The sequence below is a fragment of the Paenibacillus sp. O199 genome, from assembly GCF_001636635.1.
Lineage (GTDB): Bacteria > Bacillota > Bacilli > Paenibacillales > Paenibacillaceae > Paenibacillus > Paenibacillus marchantiae.
Genome location: NZ_LGRP01000039.1, coordinates 1 through 16,238, shown reverse-complemented (window position 1 = coordinate 16,238; position 16,238 = coordinate 1). Strand labels below are relative to the sequence as shown.

General features: G+C 48.5%; 14 protein-coding genes and 1 pseudogene. 3 read left to right on the top strand and 12 right to left on the bottom strand.

Translation table 11 applies throughout. The features are described 5' to 3' along the window. Nucleotide 1: 1 nt before the first annotated feature. The 9 genes from A6049_RS28585 to A6049_RS28545 form a co-directional block, all read right to left on the bottom strand. Nucleotides 2-1,552, bottom strand: a complete 1,551-nt coding sequence (locus A6049_RS28585) for an extracellular solute-binding protein (RefSeq protein WP_205412052.1) — start codon at nt 1,550-1,552, stop codon at nt 2-4. A gap of 134 nt (nt 1,553-1,686) precedes the next feature. Then, the gene (locus A6049_RS28580) at nt 1,687-4,056 is read right to left on the bottom strand and encodes a DUF4962 domain-containing protein (RefSeq protein ID WP_063567835.1); all 2,370 of its coding nucleotides are present in this window, start codon (nt 4,054-4,056) and stop codon (nt 1,687-1,689) included. A 34-nt stretch (nt 4,057-4,090) separates the two neighbouring features. After that, nucleotides 4,091-4,858 (bottom strand): SDR family NAD(P)-dependent oxidoreductase, encoded by a 768-nt coding sequence (locus A6049_RS28575; protein ID WP_063567834.1) that lies wholly within the window; start codon nt 4,856-4,858, stop codon nt 4,091-4,093. 30 nt (nt 4,859-4,888) lie between these two features. Continuing rightward, the gene (locus tag A6049_RS28570; protein ID WP_063567833.1) at nt 4,889-6,727 is read right to left on the bottom strand and encodes a cache domain-containing sensor histidine kinase; all 1,839 of its coding nucleotides are present in this window, start codon (nt 6,725-6,727) and stop codon (nt 4,889-4,891) included. After that, the gene (locus A6049_RS28565) at nt 6,724-7,761 is read right to left on the bottom strand and encodes a response regulator transcription factor (RefSeq protein ID WP_063567832.1); all 1,038 of its coding nucleotides are present in this window, start codon (nt 7,759-7,761) and stop codon (nt 6,724-6,726) included. The genes A6049_RS28570 and A6049_RS28565 overlap by 4 nt, the downstream gene beginning before the upstream one ends. Nucleotides 7,762-7,803: 42 nt before the next feature. After that, a complete protein-coding gene (locus A6049_RS28560; protein ID WP_063567831.1) occupies nt 7,804-8,682 on the bottom strand; it encodes a carbohydrate ABC transporter permease in 879 nt (292 codons plus the stop codon). A 12-nt stretch (nt 8,683-8,694) separates the two neighbouring features. Beyond that, nucleotides 8,695-9,612, bottom strand: coding sequence for an ABC transporter permease (locus tag A6049_RS28555; RefSeq protein WP_063567852.1), 918 nt, complete (start codon nt 9,610-9,612; stop codon nt 8,695-8,697). 56 nt (nt 9,613-9,668) lie between these two features. Continuing rightward, on the bottom strand, nt 9,669-9,878 hold the full coding sequence (locus A6049_RS28550; RefSeq protein WP_063567830.1) for a tautomerase family protein: 210 nt from the start codon (nt 9,876-9,878) through the stop codon (nt 9,669-9,671). A 158-nt stretch (nt 9,879-10,036) separates the two neighbouring features. Continuing rightward, nucleotides 10,037-10,945 (bottom strand): arginase family protein, encoded by a 909-nt coding sequence (locus tag A6049_RS28545; RefSeq protein ID WP_063567829.1) that lies wholly within the window; start codon nt 10,943-10,945, stop codon nt 10,037-10,039. Between the two features lie 91 nt (nt 10,946-11,036). Between A6049_RS28545 and A6049_RS28540 the strand changes: the two genes are divergently transcribed. Then, a complete protein-coding gene (locus A6049_RS28540) occupies nt 11,037-11,588 on the top strand; it encodes a CGNR zinc finger domain-containing protein (RefSeq protein WP_063567828.1) in 552 nt (183 codons plus the stop codon). 274 nt (nt 11,589-11,862) lie between these two features. Here the strand turns inward: A6049_RS28540 and A6049_RS28535 are convergent, their stop codons facing one another. Further along, the gene (locus tag A6049_RS28535) at nt 11,863-12,162 is read right to left on the bottom strand and encodes a hypothetical protein (protein ID WP_063567827.1); all 300 of its coding nucleotides are present in this window, start codon (nt 12,160-12,162) and stop codon (nt 11,863-11,865) included. 385 nt (nt 12,163-12,547) lie between these two features. Between A6049_RS28535 and A6049_RS28530 the strand changes: the two genes are divergently transcribed. Together A6049_RS28530 and A6049_RS28525 are read left to right on the top strand one after the other, a co-directional pair. Then, nucleotides 12,548-13,126, top strand: a complete 579-nt coding sequence (locus A6049_RS28530; protein WP_063567826.1) for a TetR/AcrR family transcriptional regulator — start codon at nt 12,548-12,550, stop codon at nt 13,124-13,126. Nucleotides 13,127-13,206: 80 nt separating this feature from the next. Beyond that, nucleotides 13,207-15,393, top strand: coding sequence for a YhgE/Pip domain-containing protein (locus A6049_RS28525; protein WP_063567825.1), 2,187 nt, complete (start codon nt 13,207-13,209; stop codon nt 15,391-15,393). 127 nt (nt 15,394-15,520) lie between these two features. Here the strand turns inward: A6049_RS28525 and A6049_RS28520 are convergent, their stop codons facing one another. Next, the gene (locus A6049_RS28520) at nt 15,521-15,859 is read right to left on the bottom strand and encodes a DUF4190 domain-containing protein (RefSeq protein ID WP_063567824.1); all 339 of its coding nucleotides are present in this window, start codon (nt 15,857-15,859) and stop codon (nt 15,521-15,523) included. Between the two features lie 175 nt (nt 15,860-16,034). Further along, nucleotides 16,035-16,238, bottom strand: a pseudogene (locus A6049_RS28515) (amino acid ABC transporter ATP-binding protein); the annotation flags it as partial.

Below are 16,238 nucleotides of genomic sequence, written 5' to 3'. Positions count from 1 at the left end.
GTTAGCGACGAGGTGCGGACACGCCTTCACCTTTTTTAAATTTCTCCGTGGCTTCTTCGATTGCCTGATCGCCGCCCTTGGATTTCCATTCCTCTACCACTTTCGGCCAATCGGAAATTGGCTCCTTACCATAAACCATCTTGATCATGTGTGTGAGCAATACCTGAGGAGGTGTATCCGAATTGGGAGCAATATCGGGATTCTGTACAAAAGCTTCCAAACGCGGATCAAAGTTGATGCCATCCCTACCTTCTTTGGCTAAGATGGTATCGTAAATATTCATCAGCTTTCTGCCTTCTTCTGTCAGCGATAACGAGCCTTTATTGTACGTCGTGTCCTGTACGAACCATAAGAACGACTGACGGTAACGCTCTTCGTCCACGCCAGCAGAGTCTGTTGGAGCTGTATATGAAATCACGCCATTATCCTCTGTATAGGTCTCTCCTTCTGTACCGTACGTGAAGAACTTCTCCGCTTCGTCAGACACCATCCAGTTAAAGAAACGGATAATGGAAGCCGGATCAGCCGCATCCTTATTAATAAAGTAGGCACGTGTCACCGGACCGTACAAATAATAACCGCCCTTTCCGTCCGGGCCGACAGGGGAAGGGATAATCTCGATTTTGGCATCGGGAACCGACGCTTTAATCTGCTTCTCCCATTGGATCAGTTCGTTGGCATTCATGGACCACATGCCCGCCTTGCCTGAGAGAATTGTATTTTTGAATACGGTGGAATTGATGGTCGCGAACTCTTTGTTGATCAGCCCTTCCTCGTACATCGTCTTATAGACAGTTAGGGCTTGCTGCATATTCTCATTATCCATGAACTTCGGAACAACCTGGTCGCCCTGCTGCTCCATCATGGACAGGAACTGCTGTACGTCATAGGCACCGAAAAAGGTGTCTGCATATTTGAAATCCTCACGTCCCATATAGGGATTCTCCACGCCGAGCTTCTTAAAGGCGCGCAAAACGTCCATCGTTTCCTCAACTGTAGTTGGCACCGGTAGTCCCGTTTGATCCAGAAGATCTTTGCGAATCCAGGTTGCCCGGCGGGATGGATTGGATAAATATTCAGGGATGGCATAGATATGGCCGTCATGAGTTACCTGGTCCCAGGCTTCCTTAGGCACGGCTTTGAGCAAATCTTGCCCGTACTGCTGTAACAGTTCATCCAGCGGCTGAAATACTCCAGCTTCGACCGAGCCGGCCATCTCTTTGCCGTTGACGCCGCCGTCACCCTGCACCACGTCAGGAATATCATTTGTGGCAAACATCTGGACCATTTTCTGTTCATATTCCTTATGGGGCACCAGGACAATTTTCAGATCGGTATTGGTCAGATCCTCCAGTTTCTTCACCCATTGATCCTTGTTAATGTCCGGTGACTTCTCCACATAGGTATACGCCAGCGTCCGTAGTGAAATGGAGAATTTTGTTTTGCCGTCTCCCCCGCCCTCACCGGATGTTGCCCCACTCCCTTTGTTGCACCCCGTCATGACAGCTGCCGCCAGCAATAGCGCCATGCCTGAGACCATCCACTTTTTCATGCTACCCCTCTTTTCATCCTGATTAGGTACTACTCATTGGTGAAGCGCTTTCAAATAGATGTTAAAACATCCCCACCGCCTGCAACAATGGGGATGTTTTAGATGAGATTGCGTTTTCTTTAGGTCAGCACTCCCTAGTACGTCTTGGATACCTCGATCTTCTTCGTTACACCGTTGTCGGTAAAATAGAGATGAATGCCGTGATCCTGGTCATCAATGAAATAAGGGATATACTTCGGCTCCTCGATCTTATATGGCACAAGCAGCGTTACAATTCTATGGCTTGAGGCAGGCCGCGTTTCTGCGCTCAGATGATAATGTCTTTCCAACCCTTCGTACTCTGCCGGGTCCACCTCTGCGAATTGATCCGTCTGGCTGAGCGACAACTCACCGGAGGAAGCATATACAAACGTCCCTTCAAGCCCCGCCTTATTACCGTTCAGACGGAAGCTCTGCCCTTTCAGCTGTAGCGGGTGCAGTGCATGGAACAGCCATTGAACGCTGTCCGGCTTCTCCAGATCAATGTGGTCCACAATGACGAAATAGGAGGATTGCAGAAAATGAATCTCCCGTACAACACGCTTCACATGGGGTACGGTGCTGGCATAGGCATCGGTCGCTACCGCGCGCACATACCCATCGCCATCCCGCCAATAGGCCTCTTCGATCTGCCCGGTGGCAGCCATGTTCAGCACCTTGTTGTTCTCGGCATACTGACCTGCTCCGCCAATCAGCAGGTTGTTTTTGGAGCGTGTCTGCCTGCGCCATTCCCGGTGAAAGGAGCTGCCGTGCGCGATATAATAGCCCGTATCCGCCGCAAGCGGCTCACCAAATGCATGCAGGGTAAAGCTGTTCTGATCCGCATGACTGTGGCTGATGGAACCATAACGGCTCGATTTGAGAAGAAGCATAATATGCTCATCCGGATCGTCCATCCGGTGATGCATGGCTACCCACCCCACATCACGGAACCACTTGAGCGGCTCAATGTCCACAGGCGACTCTTCCTCCACCTGCGGATAATCGTGGCGGTATACCAAGTCGTCAAAGTTAAAGTCCCACCAACCGTAATTATAAAAAGCTCCCTCTGTCCCCGGATCGGATTGGCGGACACGCTCAAAGTACCACTGGTACCAGCGGTTGCCTGTAACACCCGCCAGTTGGCGGACAAGATAGCCTGTTTTCAAGTTTACCGGGTCACCCAGCGTAGACTGATCTCCAAAGCTGGCGCGCCGAGCATCGGGCGGGTACACGTAGAGCGGAAAATCCCCGGTACGCTGGAAGAACGGCCGACGGAAGAAGTCGATGCCCGCATAGTTTCGCAACAAATTTATCGCTTCGGTCACATAGGCCATGCCTGTTGTCCAGTACATCGGACCTTCAGCCCAACCTCCATCACTTCCTCCCCAAGGGGAGTACAGACAAGCATAATAATCGATCGCATAATCCAGCCACTCTGCAGCCTGCTGCTCCTCATGCAACAAGGCCATACAGCAGGGCACAAGCACGGAAGACAATGAACGCACAGCATGACTGTCATAAGGCACATGATGGATTTTCGAGCGAACCATCACATGCTGGGCCACCTGTTCTGTCCGCCGCAGCAAGCTGCGCCTTACCACCTCTTGCTCATCACTGGTCAACTCATCATGCAGCCAGTCATAGCCCCAAGCGAGCGCGGCGGCGACCCGAAAAGCCGCCTCATCGTTATAATCACGGGAGGTCGTTCCCTCCGTATCCCAAGCCGCCACATGCAACAGCCAGGTTTTGGCTGCTTCAAGCAACCGTTCGTCACGTAGGACCCGCCCTGCGATGCTGAGATGACGAATCGCATATAACGTTTCCTGACAGTCAATGTACATTTGCCTCCAGAGCGGGGCGACACGTTTGTTCTCCGGGTAAGGCAGCGGTTCACAGATCAGTTCCCGATTGGCCCACGGCTCCACGGAATTTGCCATAAACACATCCCAGCCGCAATATGTAGCATCTGACGCAATGGCATCCGCAAGTTCCGTTAGCCCGCTCTCTCCGAGCCATAGCCGAGGGTGAGACGTTTCCGTGGCAACATATCGCTGTGCCCGAGAAGGTATCGGTGTCTCGGGTAATCCCGCTGGTACCGTGAACCGCCTCACCTCACTCCATGCCGACATTTCCTGCTGCTTACCCAGCACAGCGTCCGCTTTGGCTTCGCTATCTTGCTGCACTGGTTGATCTACAAGCAGCGCATATCGCCAATAATACTCCCCAGGTTCAAACACCCGATCAGGCGTGAAAAAGTTATACGAGAGCGGCGCAAAGGTCATCGTCCCTTCTTCCTGAAAAGAAGGCCCCACCGAAATCTGCAGCAGATAGGCATTTTCATCCTCTTGCTGCGCCGCCATCCAGGTAAATCTCGGCGGATTCTCTGCCAGAACGGTATGTTCATCAGGAGCATAGTCCACATGGAACGGCCCGCTGATTGGTTGGTACAACGGTCTTTCTGCAAGCTTCCGCTTCACTTCCATCGTATCGTCCCCTCCTTATCGCAATGGTGTAGCATCAACGCATGTACATTCCGCCATTGATTTCAATCGTTTCTCCGGTTATAAAAGAACCCAGCTCGGAACACAGGTACAGCGCCGCTCCTGCGACATCATCGGGAGTCCCTTCCCGTCCAAGCGGGATGCTGCTTACCGCAGAAGATCGACCTTCCGCCGAGGTGAACGTTGCGTGGAATGCCGTTTGCCCGATGAAGCCCGGTGATAGGGCATTAACTGTAATCCCGCCAGGAGACAGTTCTTTGGCAAGTCCTTTGGTTAACGCAATGACAGCCGCCTTGGAGGCTGCGTAAATAGCTGCACCCGGACCGCCCCCGTTATGAGCCGCTACCGAGGTCAGATTGATAATTCGGCCGCCTCCAGCCGCTTTCATACCAGGAATGACCGCTTTGGAGACAAATACGGCGCTCTTCAGATTGACATCCATAATTCGGCTGTAAAGCTCCTCGCTCATCGTTTCAATGGGGCTTCGTTCCACCAGATGCCCTGCATTATTAATCAACAGATCAATCGGACCGCCAAAGCGGAGCGTAATCTCCCCAACCATTGATTCTATGGCATTCGTATCGGTCACATCTGCCTGAAATGCAGCTGCTTCACCGCCAGCATCCCGGATGGCGGCCACGACCTCCTCCGCCCGATCCATATTATGCAGGCCATTCACAGCCACCTTTGCTCCGCAACGAGCCAATGCCCCAGCAATGGCAGCACCAATTCCTCCGCTGGAGCCGGTAACCAGCGCAATTTTGTTCTGCAAGTTAATATTCATGTTCTATCTTCCTCCCTGTTATAGGTTCAATTAAATCCGTTTGCTATGCTGATCTGCGGGAAGCGCCATCGTAATGGTCGTTCCCAAGCCTCGCTCACTCTCAATCATCAAGCCATACGTTTCTCCAAATACAAGCTGAATCCGCCGATGGACATTCATGAGTCCGATACCTCCGCGATGGTAGACATCATCGGAATCTTCGCCTGCCAGACGATTCAATTCCAGACGGTCACGCAGCTTCTCTAGGCGTTCCTCGCTCATGCCCATGCCGTTATCCTGGACGATGACAAGAAAGCGATCTTCCAGGCGCCGAGCATCAATGCGGATAAAGTGACCGGGCTCCATGCCTCGCGGAAATGCGTGTTGTAACACATTTTCCACCAGTGGCTGAAGGGTGAGTCGAACCATTTTTTCCAACAACAGATCCGGCGCAATGATAACCTCAACTTCAAGCTCTCGATCCATGCGATGTTTCATGATGGAAAGGTAGGCCAGCACATGCTTCAACTCATTAGCAACCGTAATTTCCTCCAGATTGGTCTGAATGGAATAACGGAGCATATGAGCCATGGATTCCACCATCTGTGCAATTTCTTCGGAGTCCTGTACGACGGCATAACATTTGATCGTTTCCAGGGTGTTGTAGAGAAAATGCGGATTGATCTGCAACTGAAGCGCCTGAAATTCCGCACGGTGCCGTTCCAGCGCCTCCTGCTGAAGCTCGATTTCCGACTTCTGGCGGCGCAGCTCCGACTCGTATACACTCTCAATCATGTCCGACAAGCGGCTGACCATCAGATTATAGCTGCGGATCAGCACACCAATTTCATCGCGCCTTTCCTTCATCTCCACCTTGTTCCAGATTCCCTTCTCCGTCTGTCTCATTCCGTTCATCAGCACACGAATAGGTTCCACTTGAGATGCTCCGATCCGGTAGGCCACGACAAGCGCGGCGAGCAAGGTCCCTGCACCAACCCATAATGTGGCTGAACGGATCGTTGCAATCGGTCTTTGCAGCTCCGACAGCGGCACGGAAGCGACAAAACGCCAACCCGAATATGCAGAAAGCTCCGATATGAGCAGCCGTTTGGTGCCATCCGTGTTCTGTTCCAGTGATCCTGCATCCATGTGCATAAGCCTGTTCACAGTGTTGGACGGCATCGCTGTCTGCGCCTCTTCGTCCCCGGGTGTGTAGATTACAGTTCCGTTCTGATCCATCACATACTGATACCCACCTTGACCGAGGTCGAGTTCTCCCCATATTTTGTCAAGCTCCAGCACATTTACTTCCATCGCCAGTACTCCGTTTGGCGTATAGGAGGATACCCCTCTAATCCGGCGAGCGATCGTAATCACATTGGCGCTCTGTCCACTGCGAATACTGCGGGTAAGCAACGTCGATTCTCCATTTGCAGGGGTTGCAGCCAGCAACTCCTTATATTGCTGTGCCGCGTCGATTTCCGGTATACCAGCTGAATTCTGGTTGTCATCAATCACAACACGCCCGTTATCCCCGATAACATACAGGAACTTGATCTGTGGGTATAACATAAAAACAGGCGGGAACACGTTCGTCTTAATCTGACGGCTGTACTCGTAATAGGCATAACTGTCCTCCGAATTCATATCGAGGAAATGCTTCACACTTCCGTTCGAGAGAATGGAGTAGGTCGCACGATCATAATTTTGCAAATACAGATCGGTCTGGTACGCCGTATTGCGCATCGTTTGGGCGATGTTGTCCGCAAGCTGGTCGTTCATTTCAGTCGAGGCATAGGTATAGGTGAACAGGCCGATGGCGGACAGTGACAACGTAATCACGACGGCAAAATGAAAGAACAGACGGATGGACAGGCTGCGCTTCATCATTCAATGCCCAACTTGCTACGATATTCGGACGGGGTCAGTCCGGTAATTTTCTTGAATGTCTTCGTAAAATGGGGATGATCCGCATACCCCACTTCGTAGGAAATATCCGTAATCCGGTTGCCCGGCTGTTCCAGCATGCGTTTGGCCAGTTCCATTTTGCTGCGTATCCGGAATTGGATAAAGGTCTGGCCTGTCGTCTGCTTGAACAGCTGGCTGAAGTAAGACGGGTTAAGGCCCAGCTTGGCAGCAATCTCGTCCAGTGAAACTTCACGGCGCAAGTGCTTCTCCAGATAGGCTTTTGCTTCTTCCACCGGATGTTTGCGCTTGCCACTACGCTTTTCCTTGATCGTCTTCATTAAAGTGTGGATCTCGTTGCCCAAAGCCTCGAAGCACTCTTTTGAGGAAGCGTTTTCATTTATCTCGCAGGATGTACTCATCGTTCCGTTGCCACGTGCATTCATTCGGGCCACAATCAATTCCAGCAATTCCTGAAAAAGCTCCGCTGTCTGCTCAGGCATTAACGAATATGCCGGATAGCGACCAGACCATGCTGCGAGCAGCTCCGTGACATCGGACTGTCTCAGCTCCCATATAGCCTCTTCCAGACGCATCGCCCAATCATTCAGCTCCCTCACGGGTACAAGGGACACCGTAGGTTTATCCTCTTCGGATGCCAGCAATTTGAGCAGCAGTTCATGTAGCTCCTGTCGTCCCACAGGCTTCAGCAGATATCGCTTTACCCCATAATCCATACAAGCTCTTGCATATTCAAAGTCCGAATAACCGGAAACCACAATAATGCGCATCGTACTGCCTTGCTCGGATAAACGTCGACACAGCTCAATACCATCCATCGTTGGCATGCGGATATCCGTAAACAGGATGTGTGGCCGAAAGGCCTCTACCACCTGAAGGGCCTCTTCCCCATGCGCTGCCTGTCTTATCTCACAGTCGAACAGCCCCGCTTGCTTGATCATTTTTGCCAGACCCATCCGAATCATCGGTTCATCGTCCGTAATCAAGATTCTGAACATCGCCATTCCCCCGTTTCCGTCAGATCTGTATGCTTCTTGTACTTAAGATTTGACGGAGCCGACCATGATTCCTTTTACAAAATGCTTTTGCAGGAAAGGGTAGATGATAATAATCGGCAAGGTGGCGATGATGATGGTTGCCATTTTGATGCCTTCCGGCGATGTATGTGCAAGGGTGCTATAGACGGCAGAACCTGGATCGACGGAAATATCGTCACTCTCAAACAGCTTCTTGAGTGTTACCTGGATCGGCCACCAGGCCGGATCATTCAGATAATAAAGCGCGGTGGAATAGGCGTTCCAGTGGCCCACCGCATAGAAAATGCCGAGTGATGCCATGGCCGGTTTGGACAATGGAATGACGATACGCCAGATGATGCCAAATTCCCCACAGCCATCAATACGGGCAGCGTCGATCAGTTCACCCGGCAGCTGTGCGAAGAACGAGCGCATGACGAAAAAGTTAAAGGCATTAATCGCTCCTGGCACAATCAGTACCAGCGGATTGTTGACCAGATGTAGTTCCTTCATCAAGATGAAGTTCGGAATGAGCGGCGCCGAGAACACAACGGTCACTAGGACAAACATGACAACCAGGGAGCGCCCCTTGTACTCTGGACGGGAAACGGGATACGCCAGCGATGCCGTTGCAGCGAGATTGACCAGCGTCCCGAACAACGTCACCCCAACCGATACCGCAAATGCCCGCCAGAACGAAGCATCGCCGAATACATATTCATAATTGATCCAGGTAAAAGCAACAGGCCAGAAGCTGACCTTTCCGCCCATGATCGCTTCCGAGCTGCTAAGAGATTGAGCCAGCACATTAATGAAAGGCAGAATCATCGTCAACGAGAGCAGCGTAAGAAAAACGAGATTTCCAATGCGGAATATACGGTAACGGACACTGGGGGTACGCATCTATCTCGCCTCCTAATACAGGCTTTCGCCGGTTGTTTTTTTGCTGAAGAAATTACCGAGTAGAACAAGCATCAAACCCACGACCGACTTGAACAATCCGATAGCCGTTGTATAGCTGTATTGCTGTGAGAGCAGGCCAGCTTTGTAAATATACGTATCGAGAATTTCTCCAGATTCCAGATTGAGCGGATTCAGGAATACGAACACACGCTCAAAGCCCAGATCAAGGAACTTTCCGATGTGCAGCAGTAGCAGGATCATAATCGTCGGCAGTAAGGATGGCAGGGTAATCGACCATATTTGCTTCAAACGTCCGGCTCCATCCACCTCTGCCGCCTCATACAGATCGGGATTAATTCCCGCAATGGCAGCCAGGAAAATAATCGTTCCGTAACCGGAGTCACGCCAGATCCCGGAACCGATCAGAATGGAACGAATGTACGAGTCTTCTCCAAGAAAGTAGATCGGTTGCATGCCCAGAAATCCAAGTGCCTTGTTCACCACCCCGGCATCCATCGAGAAAATACCCATGAAGATACCACTAATGACGACCCAGGACAGAAAGTGAGGCATGTAAACAATCGTTTGCAACAAACGCTTAAACACAATCATGCGTACTTCATTCAACAGAATGGCCAGTAAGATCGGAACCGGGAATGCAATCACCAGATCATATAGTCCGAGCAGAAGTGTATTGTTGAGAATTCGTAAAAAGTCATAATGGCTGAACATCTTCTGGAAATGCTCCAGGCCTACCCAATCACTTCCGGTAATGCCTTTAAAAATGTTGTAGTTCTGAAAAGCAATGATCGAGCCGAACAGAGGCACATATTTGAAAAGGAAAAAATACAAAATGCCCGGTACGGAGAGCAGATATAGTATCCGGTATCGCCACAGATAACGTCCCGCATCTCCGAGCCGAGTGCCCAGACCAGACGAGTTAAGTCTGGCTGTTCCCCGGCTTGGCGGCGCAATGTCCGCCGGCTTCACGTCTTCTCCCCTCCTTGCTTCTGTGATTGCATGGCTTTCAAATTATCAGGAACGTTCTCGTCCCATGGGATTTCATTGAATTCAACGGAAATATAATCCGGCTCACGGTCGATAATACGAGATAGCTCGCGTGTGAACACCTCCACGATCTCCTGCTTTTGCTCATCCGTCCTGCCTTCATACAGCCTGATCGTAATTTCTGGCATCCGAGTTAAGCTCCCTTCACCATATAATGTAAACGCTTCAACAACTTCATCTTAGCGTTCCTGTGAGAGAGCAACAATGGACTGTCTTTTCGTTCACTTGTGTTTTCTTTAGGTGGGGATGATGGTGAGAGGGCTAATAACTAATATTTCGGATGGGCTTACTCTTTGCCTTGCAGCACTTTAATAAGCAGATTGCAAAATTTTCGAGAAACCTCTTGAGTAAAGTCTAAATCGGGGTCCAAAATAGCTACCGTCATCCCTATAATTAGATTGGAAGCCAAAATCGTCTGGAGTATGTGCTCCAGTTCATGCCAGGTAAGACCATTGGATTCCGGGCAATCCACACAAGGCATAATCGAAGCATCCAGCACATCTGCATCCAGATGAAGCCAATAACCTTCAACTTCATTGGTTCGGTTCATATAGTTCTGTATTAACGTTGTCGTCTTCTCTAGCCCCTCCCGCCTGATCTGTTCTGCACTGCAAAAAGAAATACCAGCTATTGTGGCTTCCTCTATAATGTCCTGTTCAGGATCAGATTCTCGGTAACCTATCGAAAGAACGTGTTTTGGTTGAATATAAGGAGCTCCTCCCTCTAAATTGGTAAGAAACTTTGTCCCCGTTCCAGTAACGATTGCCAGATCCATTCCGCCAACAACAGCCTGTTTTCTGTTCCCCTGATGATAATAATCCGGATGAGCATCGATATGAATTAATCCATATGTCCCCTTCCGCGAGAGGGCAAGAGCGCTCCCCACCAGGACACTGCAATCCCCACCCAATACCAATGAAAAATCGTCATCTTCTATTACCTTTTGGACCACATTAGCTAAATTAACGGAGTAAGTAGCCACTTGTCGGCCATTTAATGTTCCTTCATCGAAAACTTCTTCGATAGGATGCTCAGGCTTGGATATTCGTTGAGTAACTTTCACATCAATAGCTGAATGCAAGCCCAACTGCTCAAGTGTATCTGGAAGCTTGTCACAACCTCTTTCACGTCCATCTGGATGTTTACGGAGCCCCAGATTCGTAGGTGCATGTATCATTTGAATGGTTTTGTTCATCGATTTCTATCTCCTCACTTGACTTTATGTAAGTACTTAAACATAATTTAAGCATTACTATATAATGAAATATGTAAGGAGTCAAACAAATATGAAGTCTTACAACGAAGCATGGTTTTCTTTCACATTTGAACTAATCAACACCTATGATCCCTTTTACGAAGAACCCGAAAGACTCGGTAGCGTGGCTCTACTCACAGAACTTCTGAGTAAACATGGGTTGCTTTCAACCAAGTTACCTGCCTCGAAAGATTTAATAGCTGTACATGAGTATCGCGATAATTTTCGTGATCTTATTCGAACGGCAACGGACGAAGAACTCTCTCTTTTCCTAAACACACATCTCTTACGTGCCCCAATCCAATCCAGCATATCTACAACTACGGATGGGCAATTCTTGTTTGTATATGATCAACCGGAAGGAAAAGGATATTCGTTGAGCGATTCACTGCTTTCCATCTGCTCATTGGTATTAGGGATGGAATTAACCGAATACGGTAGATCACGCCTTAAAGCGTGTGCTTCTGCACCTTGCGAGGAAATATTTATGGATCATTCCAAAAACGGGCTGCAACGCTTCTGTAGTAAACGTTGCTCCACCCGATATCATGTCAAAAAACACAGACAGCTCGGCAATCTGTGAAGTAGTTATTGGTTTATGAAATTTTCTTTTAACTGTTATAAGACCTTCTGCTCGCTCTCCGTATGGAGGGCGAACAGATACTCAGTTAATACGCGGCCTTCATTGAAAATCGACAAGCGTTATCCTTGCGCTATGAGTCATACATAAAACTAAAGTTAATCTCTAATCAATAAAAGTCATTTTTTATCGTCACCTACAAAGCCAAGTGTAACTCAGCCACGTTATTTATTCTATTTAAAAACCTTATTCAACCTAGACAAACATGATATTTCAACTACGTATGACTTACAGTACAGTTTAATAATACTCTTACTGCTTGGGTGCTTCTCCCACTCCTTCCGTAATACATCGCCAGTTCATAGCAGAATTTTAGATAATATGAGGCATCAGTATCTGAAATGTTCTTCCAGTCAATGATCTGTATATTTTCTTCAAATAAACTTTCATATTCTTTTATTGGTAACCCACTTAATCGGTTTGCTTCAAGTAGCGTTAAGAGCCCAGTAATCAACTCTTCCTTACTTTGCAGAATAAATGATACATATTCATCTAAAACCTTTGTTTTGCCTTCCAATAAATCTAACACCATCAAATTAATTTTAGAGATCTATGCATAATATTTAACTTCATCTATCGATTCTTCATCTGTGATTCTTAACCATCATAGTTTAAAATAAGATGCATTTCAGTTATCGGCATTTCCCCCTAGATCTTATCCTTCTCTGAAACAAAAAAAGTCTTACTTATCAAAAACTCGTTTTTTTTCGTTAGCACCTGTCTGAATACATACTAGCTTCACTTAATCCCCCTCAAAAGCTTTTATCCAACATTATGATAAACATCACTTCCTTCCTCCCCATTCAATGATACATTTGTTTACGACCAATTGACCAAATAAGTAATTCGGTCAACTCTGAGTTGTCTTTTATCATTGCATACGATCAGGAGGTGCATATGCCATGAAAACTATCGATCGAAGGCAGCAGGTCATTGACTCTGCTGAGAAATCGTTCGCGCTGTTTGGATACAAAGCCACCACAATGGAGCAAGTTGCGAGACTGGCCAATGTGGGCAAAGGTACGATCTATACTTTTTTCGAGAATAAGGAAGAACTGTTCGGAGAGATCCTCCACTCGATCATTACTGATATGAAGCGGATTACGGAACAAACTGTACAGGACGACAAACCATTTCTTGAGAACGTACACCAGAGCATGGACGCTTTGCTGGAGTATAGAGAGGAACATGAGCTGTTGATCAAGCTGTTTCAGGAAGTAAACGAGTTTGGCACGCCTCAGGCGAAGGAAGGTTTGCAGAAAGTAGAGACCGCGATTCTCGAATATTTGGAACGCCAAGTTCAGCGCGCCATGGAACTAGAGCAGATTCGTGAAGACGATCCCAGACTGGTCTCTTTTGTCCTGCTGAAGCTGTATGTTACCTTAACTTCCGATTGGAACAAAGCGCATCCTTCGCTGCATAAGGATCAGATCAAGGATTTCGTGGGCCTCTTTCTCAAAAGTGGACTATCCCCTACATAAAGAAAGATGTGAATATGAATCCTTTATCGATTAGAGATAGATATAGCAACCGAGTAGCGTAATGATGGGGAGAGAACATGATGAAATCATTCACTGTATTTGGGCAGGATTTGAAATCCGCCTTCAAGAAACCAAAAGTATTTATTCCGATTCTCGTGGTGCTGTTCATTCCGGTACTGTATAGCGGTCTGTTCCTCAATGCGTTCTGGGACCCTTACGGCAAAATGAATGAACTGCCTGTTGCCGTGGTCAACACGGATCAGGGGGCAACCTACAATGACAAATCGCTGGAAGTCGGACAGAATCTGGTCGATGAATTGAAAAAAAGTGATGACTTCAACTGGCAATTTGTGACCCGAGAAGAAGCCGAGCAAGGCATGGAAGACAACACATATTACATGACGATTGTTATTCCGGAGGATTTTTCCGAGAAAGCAACCACTCTGATGGATGACCATCCACAACCGGCAGAGCTGATCTATGAACCCAATGAAGGATACAACTTCCTTGCGGGTCAGATTGGCGGGACAGCGGTCAAACAGATTAAATCCAAAGTCTCTGCGAAAGTGACGGAATCATATACGGAAACCCTGCTGGATCAGGTAGAGAAAATCTCTAGCGGTTTGGCAGATGCCGGAGACGGCGCAGGTCAGATCAACGAGGGTGCGGTTAAGCTGGATGAAGGTGCCTCCAAGCTGAAAGAGAACCTATCCAAACTGGCCGATGGAACCAACAAACTAGAAACAGGCATTATCCCGTTAAAAGAAGGCACGAACACCTTAGCTCAGGGTATTGATGAGCTTCATACAGGAGCCAGCTCCCTTTCCAATGGTTTGTCCCAATTGGCGGCAGCAGGTACGAAGCTTGGTGACGGAGCAGCACAGGCTGAAGCTGGCGGCAAAAAGTTACAGGTTGGGATTCAATCTGCTCAGGAAGGAGTCGCAAAATTGGATGCTGGACTGGCAGCAACTGAGGAGGGCAGTGCCAAACTGACCGCTGGATTGCAGGCTTCAGTCGGAGGCAGTGGCAAAGTAAGTGAAGGTGCCAAGGCCGTTGCGCAAGGTCTTGCCCAATTAGCTGAAGCTAGTCCAGAGTTAGCTGCTAACCCAGCTGTACAGCAACTTCTGGCAGCAAGCCAGGCTGTTGCCGCTGGTAGCGAACAGGTATATCAAGGTGGACAGCAATTGCTCGAAGGCAGCCAAAACCTGCAAGCTGCTCAACAGCAGCTGCACCAAGGCAGCAGCCAGTTAGTGCAGGGTGAGCAGCGGCTTCTAGAAGGAGCATCGCAATTATCCGCTGGACAGGTACAGCTTGGGACTGGCCTCCAGCAGTTCAACTCCAAGTTGTCTGAAGCTGCCGCTGGCGGAGCCAAACTTTCAGAGGGTTCTAGTCAATTAAACGCAGGTGCAGGGAAACTGGTTGATGGGTTGAACCAACTTTCAGACGGAATCACCACCATTGCCGATGGTTCCCGCAAGCTGGATAACGGCGCAGGAGATTTAAAAGAAGGTACCGCCAAATTGAGCGATGGCTCTGGTGAGCTTGCCACCAAACTGAATGATGCCGCCGATCAAACGGGCAGTGTGAAAAAGACGGATGAACTTGTAACGATGTATGCAGAGCCCGTTCAGGTGGATGAACATAAACATAATGAGGTGCCCAACTATGGAACAGGATTCTCGCCATACTTCCTATCATTGGGGCTGTTTGTCGGGGCATTGATTGCAACGCTGGTTGTACCCACACGCGGCAGCTCGGTTGCCGATGCGAGCAGCTGGAATCGTTTTGTGAGCAGAACGCTGGCTTTCACGATCATGAGTGCCGTGCAATCCCTACTCGCTTCCTGGCTTGTCTTGTCCGGCTTGGGTCTGGAAGTTCAAAGCGTGCCTTTGTTCCTTTTATTCAGTTTCGTTACCAGCCTGACCTTCATGTATATCATTCAGGCTCTGGTTACTTGGTTGGAGAATCCCGGCCGCTTCCTGGCGATCCTCATGTTAATCTTCCAACTGACCACCAGTGCGGGTACATTCCCATTGGAGCTCATTCCGAATTGGCTGAAAGGTTTCAATCCATGGCTGCCAATGACCTATTCGGTCACCGGGTATAAAGCTGTTATTTCGAGTGGACAGTTCGGTGTGGCTTGGGATCAGATCGGAATTTTGTGCCTCTTTGCCGTGATTGGTCTGGCGGCTACCTTTACGTATTTCATGGTGCATCGTACGAATGAAGGCGAGGAAGTAAGTAGAGAAGCAGTGCTTCACGTGTAGGATGGAAACATAAAAAGCAAGGCCTGTTGTAAGCAACGCCCTCGCTTCAATAACAGCGGGTGTTTGCTTATACACGGCCTTGCTTTTTTAGTAAAGAGGCAATTTTTTATCCACTATCCTTATCATTCTAATATGTAGATATATCGGTGCTAACGTAGAAGAAGGCGGCAGCCAGGATGAACAAAATGATAATTGCATAAATCGCCGTGCCGATGATGCCACAGACGAGACCAGCAATAGCGAGTCCTCTTCCTTGTTCCATACGAAGCTTGATTTCTTTAAGAGAAATAGATGCAAATACGATAGCAACAATACCTATCAGAAATCCCAAGTATGGAATTATCACTGACAAAATCCCCAAGACAAGAGCTGCGATAGACTTGCTATTGGTTTTTGGTACTACATAAGGTGGTGGCGGAAGCGGATCGCTATAATAACGATCCACATCATTGTGACGTTGATCCAAAGGTAAATCCTCCCTGTTTATTAAGTAGTCTTATTATACTTGATTAACTGGAAAAATATGCTCCATTATTTGTAAATATTCCGATTTTATTAAAAAAATCCGGATTCATCGTCGACTTTCGTCGATCTAACGAATCCGGATCTCGTTAAATCCATATCTTAACTCGTCTTAACCTCTACCCTTCCACTTCCACCCGCTGCAAAAACGTACGCGTGCGCTCCAGCTTGGCATTACCGAAGATCTGCTCCGGCGGTCCCGCCTCGGCGATTTCTCCGTTATCCATGAAGAAGACGCGATCCGCAACATCGCGGGCAAAGCTCATCTCATGGGTGACGATCATCATCGTCATATTCTCCTGTGCCAGCTGCTTGATGACGCG

What these genes read in the sequence shown, in the direction of transcription:
- A6049_RS28560 (WP_063567831.1), bottom strand. Translation starts at nt 8,682, where the DNA reads ATGCGTACCCCCAGTGTCCGTTACCGTATATTCCGCATTGGAAATCTC.
- A6049_RS28525 (WP_063567825.1), top strand. Translation starts at nt 13,207, where the DNA reads ATGAAATCATTCACTGTATTTGGGCAGGATTTGAAATCCGCCTTCAAG.
- A6049_RS28530 (WP_063567826.1), top strand. Translation starts at nt 12,548, where the DNA reads ATGAAAACTATCGATCGAAGGCAGCAGGTCATTGACTCTGCTGAGAAA.
- A6049_RS28550 (WP_063567830.1), bottom strand. Translation starts at nt 9,878, where the DNA reads ATGCCAGAAATTACGATCAGGCTGTATGAAGGCAGGACGGATGAGCAA.
- A6049_RS28540 (WP_063567828.1), top strand. Translation starts at nt 11,037, where the DNA reads ATGAAGTCTTACAACGAAGCATGGTTTTCTTTCACATTTGAACTAATC.
- A6049_RS28545 (WP_063567829.1), bottom strand. Translation starts at nt 10,945, where the DNA reads ATGAACAAAACCATTCAAATGATACATGCACCTACGAATCTGGGGCTC.
- A6049_RS28570 (WP_063567833.1), bottom strand. Translation starts at nt 6,727, where the DNA reads ATGATGAAGCGCAGCCTGTCCATCCGTCTGTTCTTTCATTTTGCCGTC.
- A6049_RS28580 (WP_063567835.1), bottom strand. Translation starts at nt 4,056, where the DNA reads ATGGAAGTGAAGCGGAAGCTTGCAGAAAGACCGTTGTACCAACCAATC.
- A6049_RS28565 (WP_063567832.1), bottom strand. Translation starts at nt 7,761, where the DNA reads ATGTTCAGAATCTTGATTACGGACGATGAACCGATGATTCGGATGGGT.
- A6049_RS28575 (WP_063567834.1), bottom strand. Translation starts at nt 4,858, where the DNA reads ATGAATATTAACTTGCAGAACAAAATTGCGCTGGTTACCGGCTCCAGC.
- A6049_RS28585 (WP_205412052.1), bottom strand. Translation starts at nt 1,552, where the DNA reads ATGAAAAAGTGGATGGTCTCAGGCATGGCGCTATTGCTGGCGGCAGCT.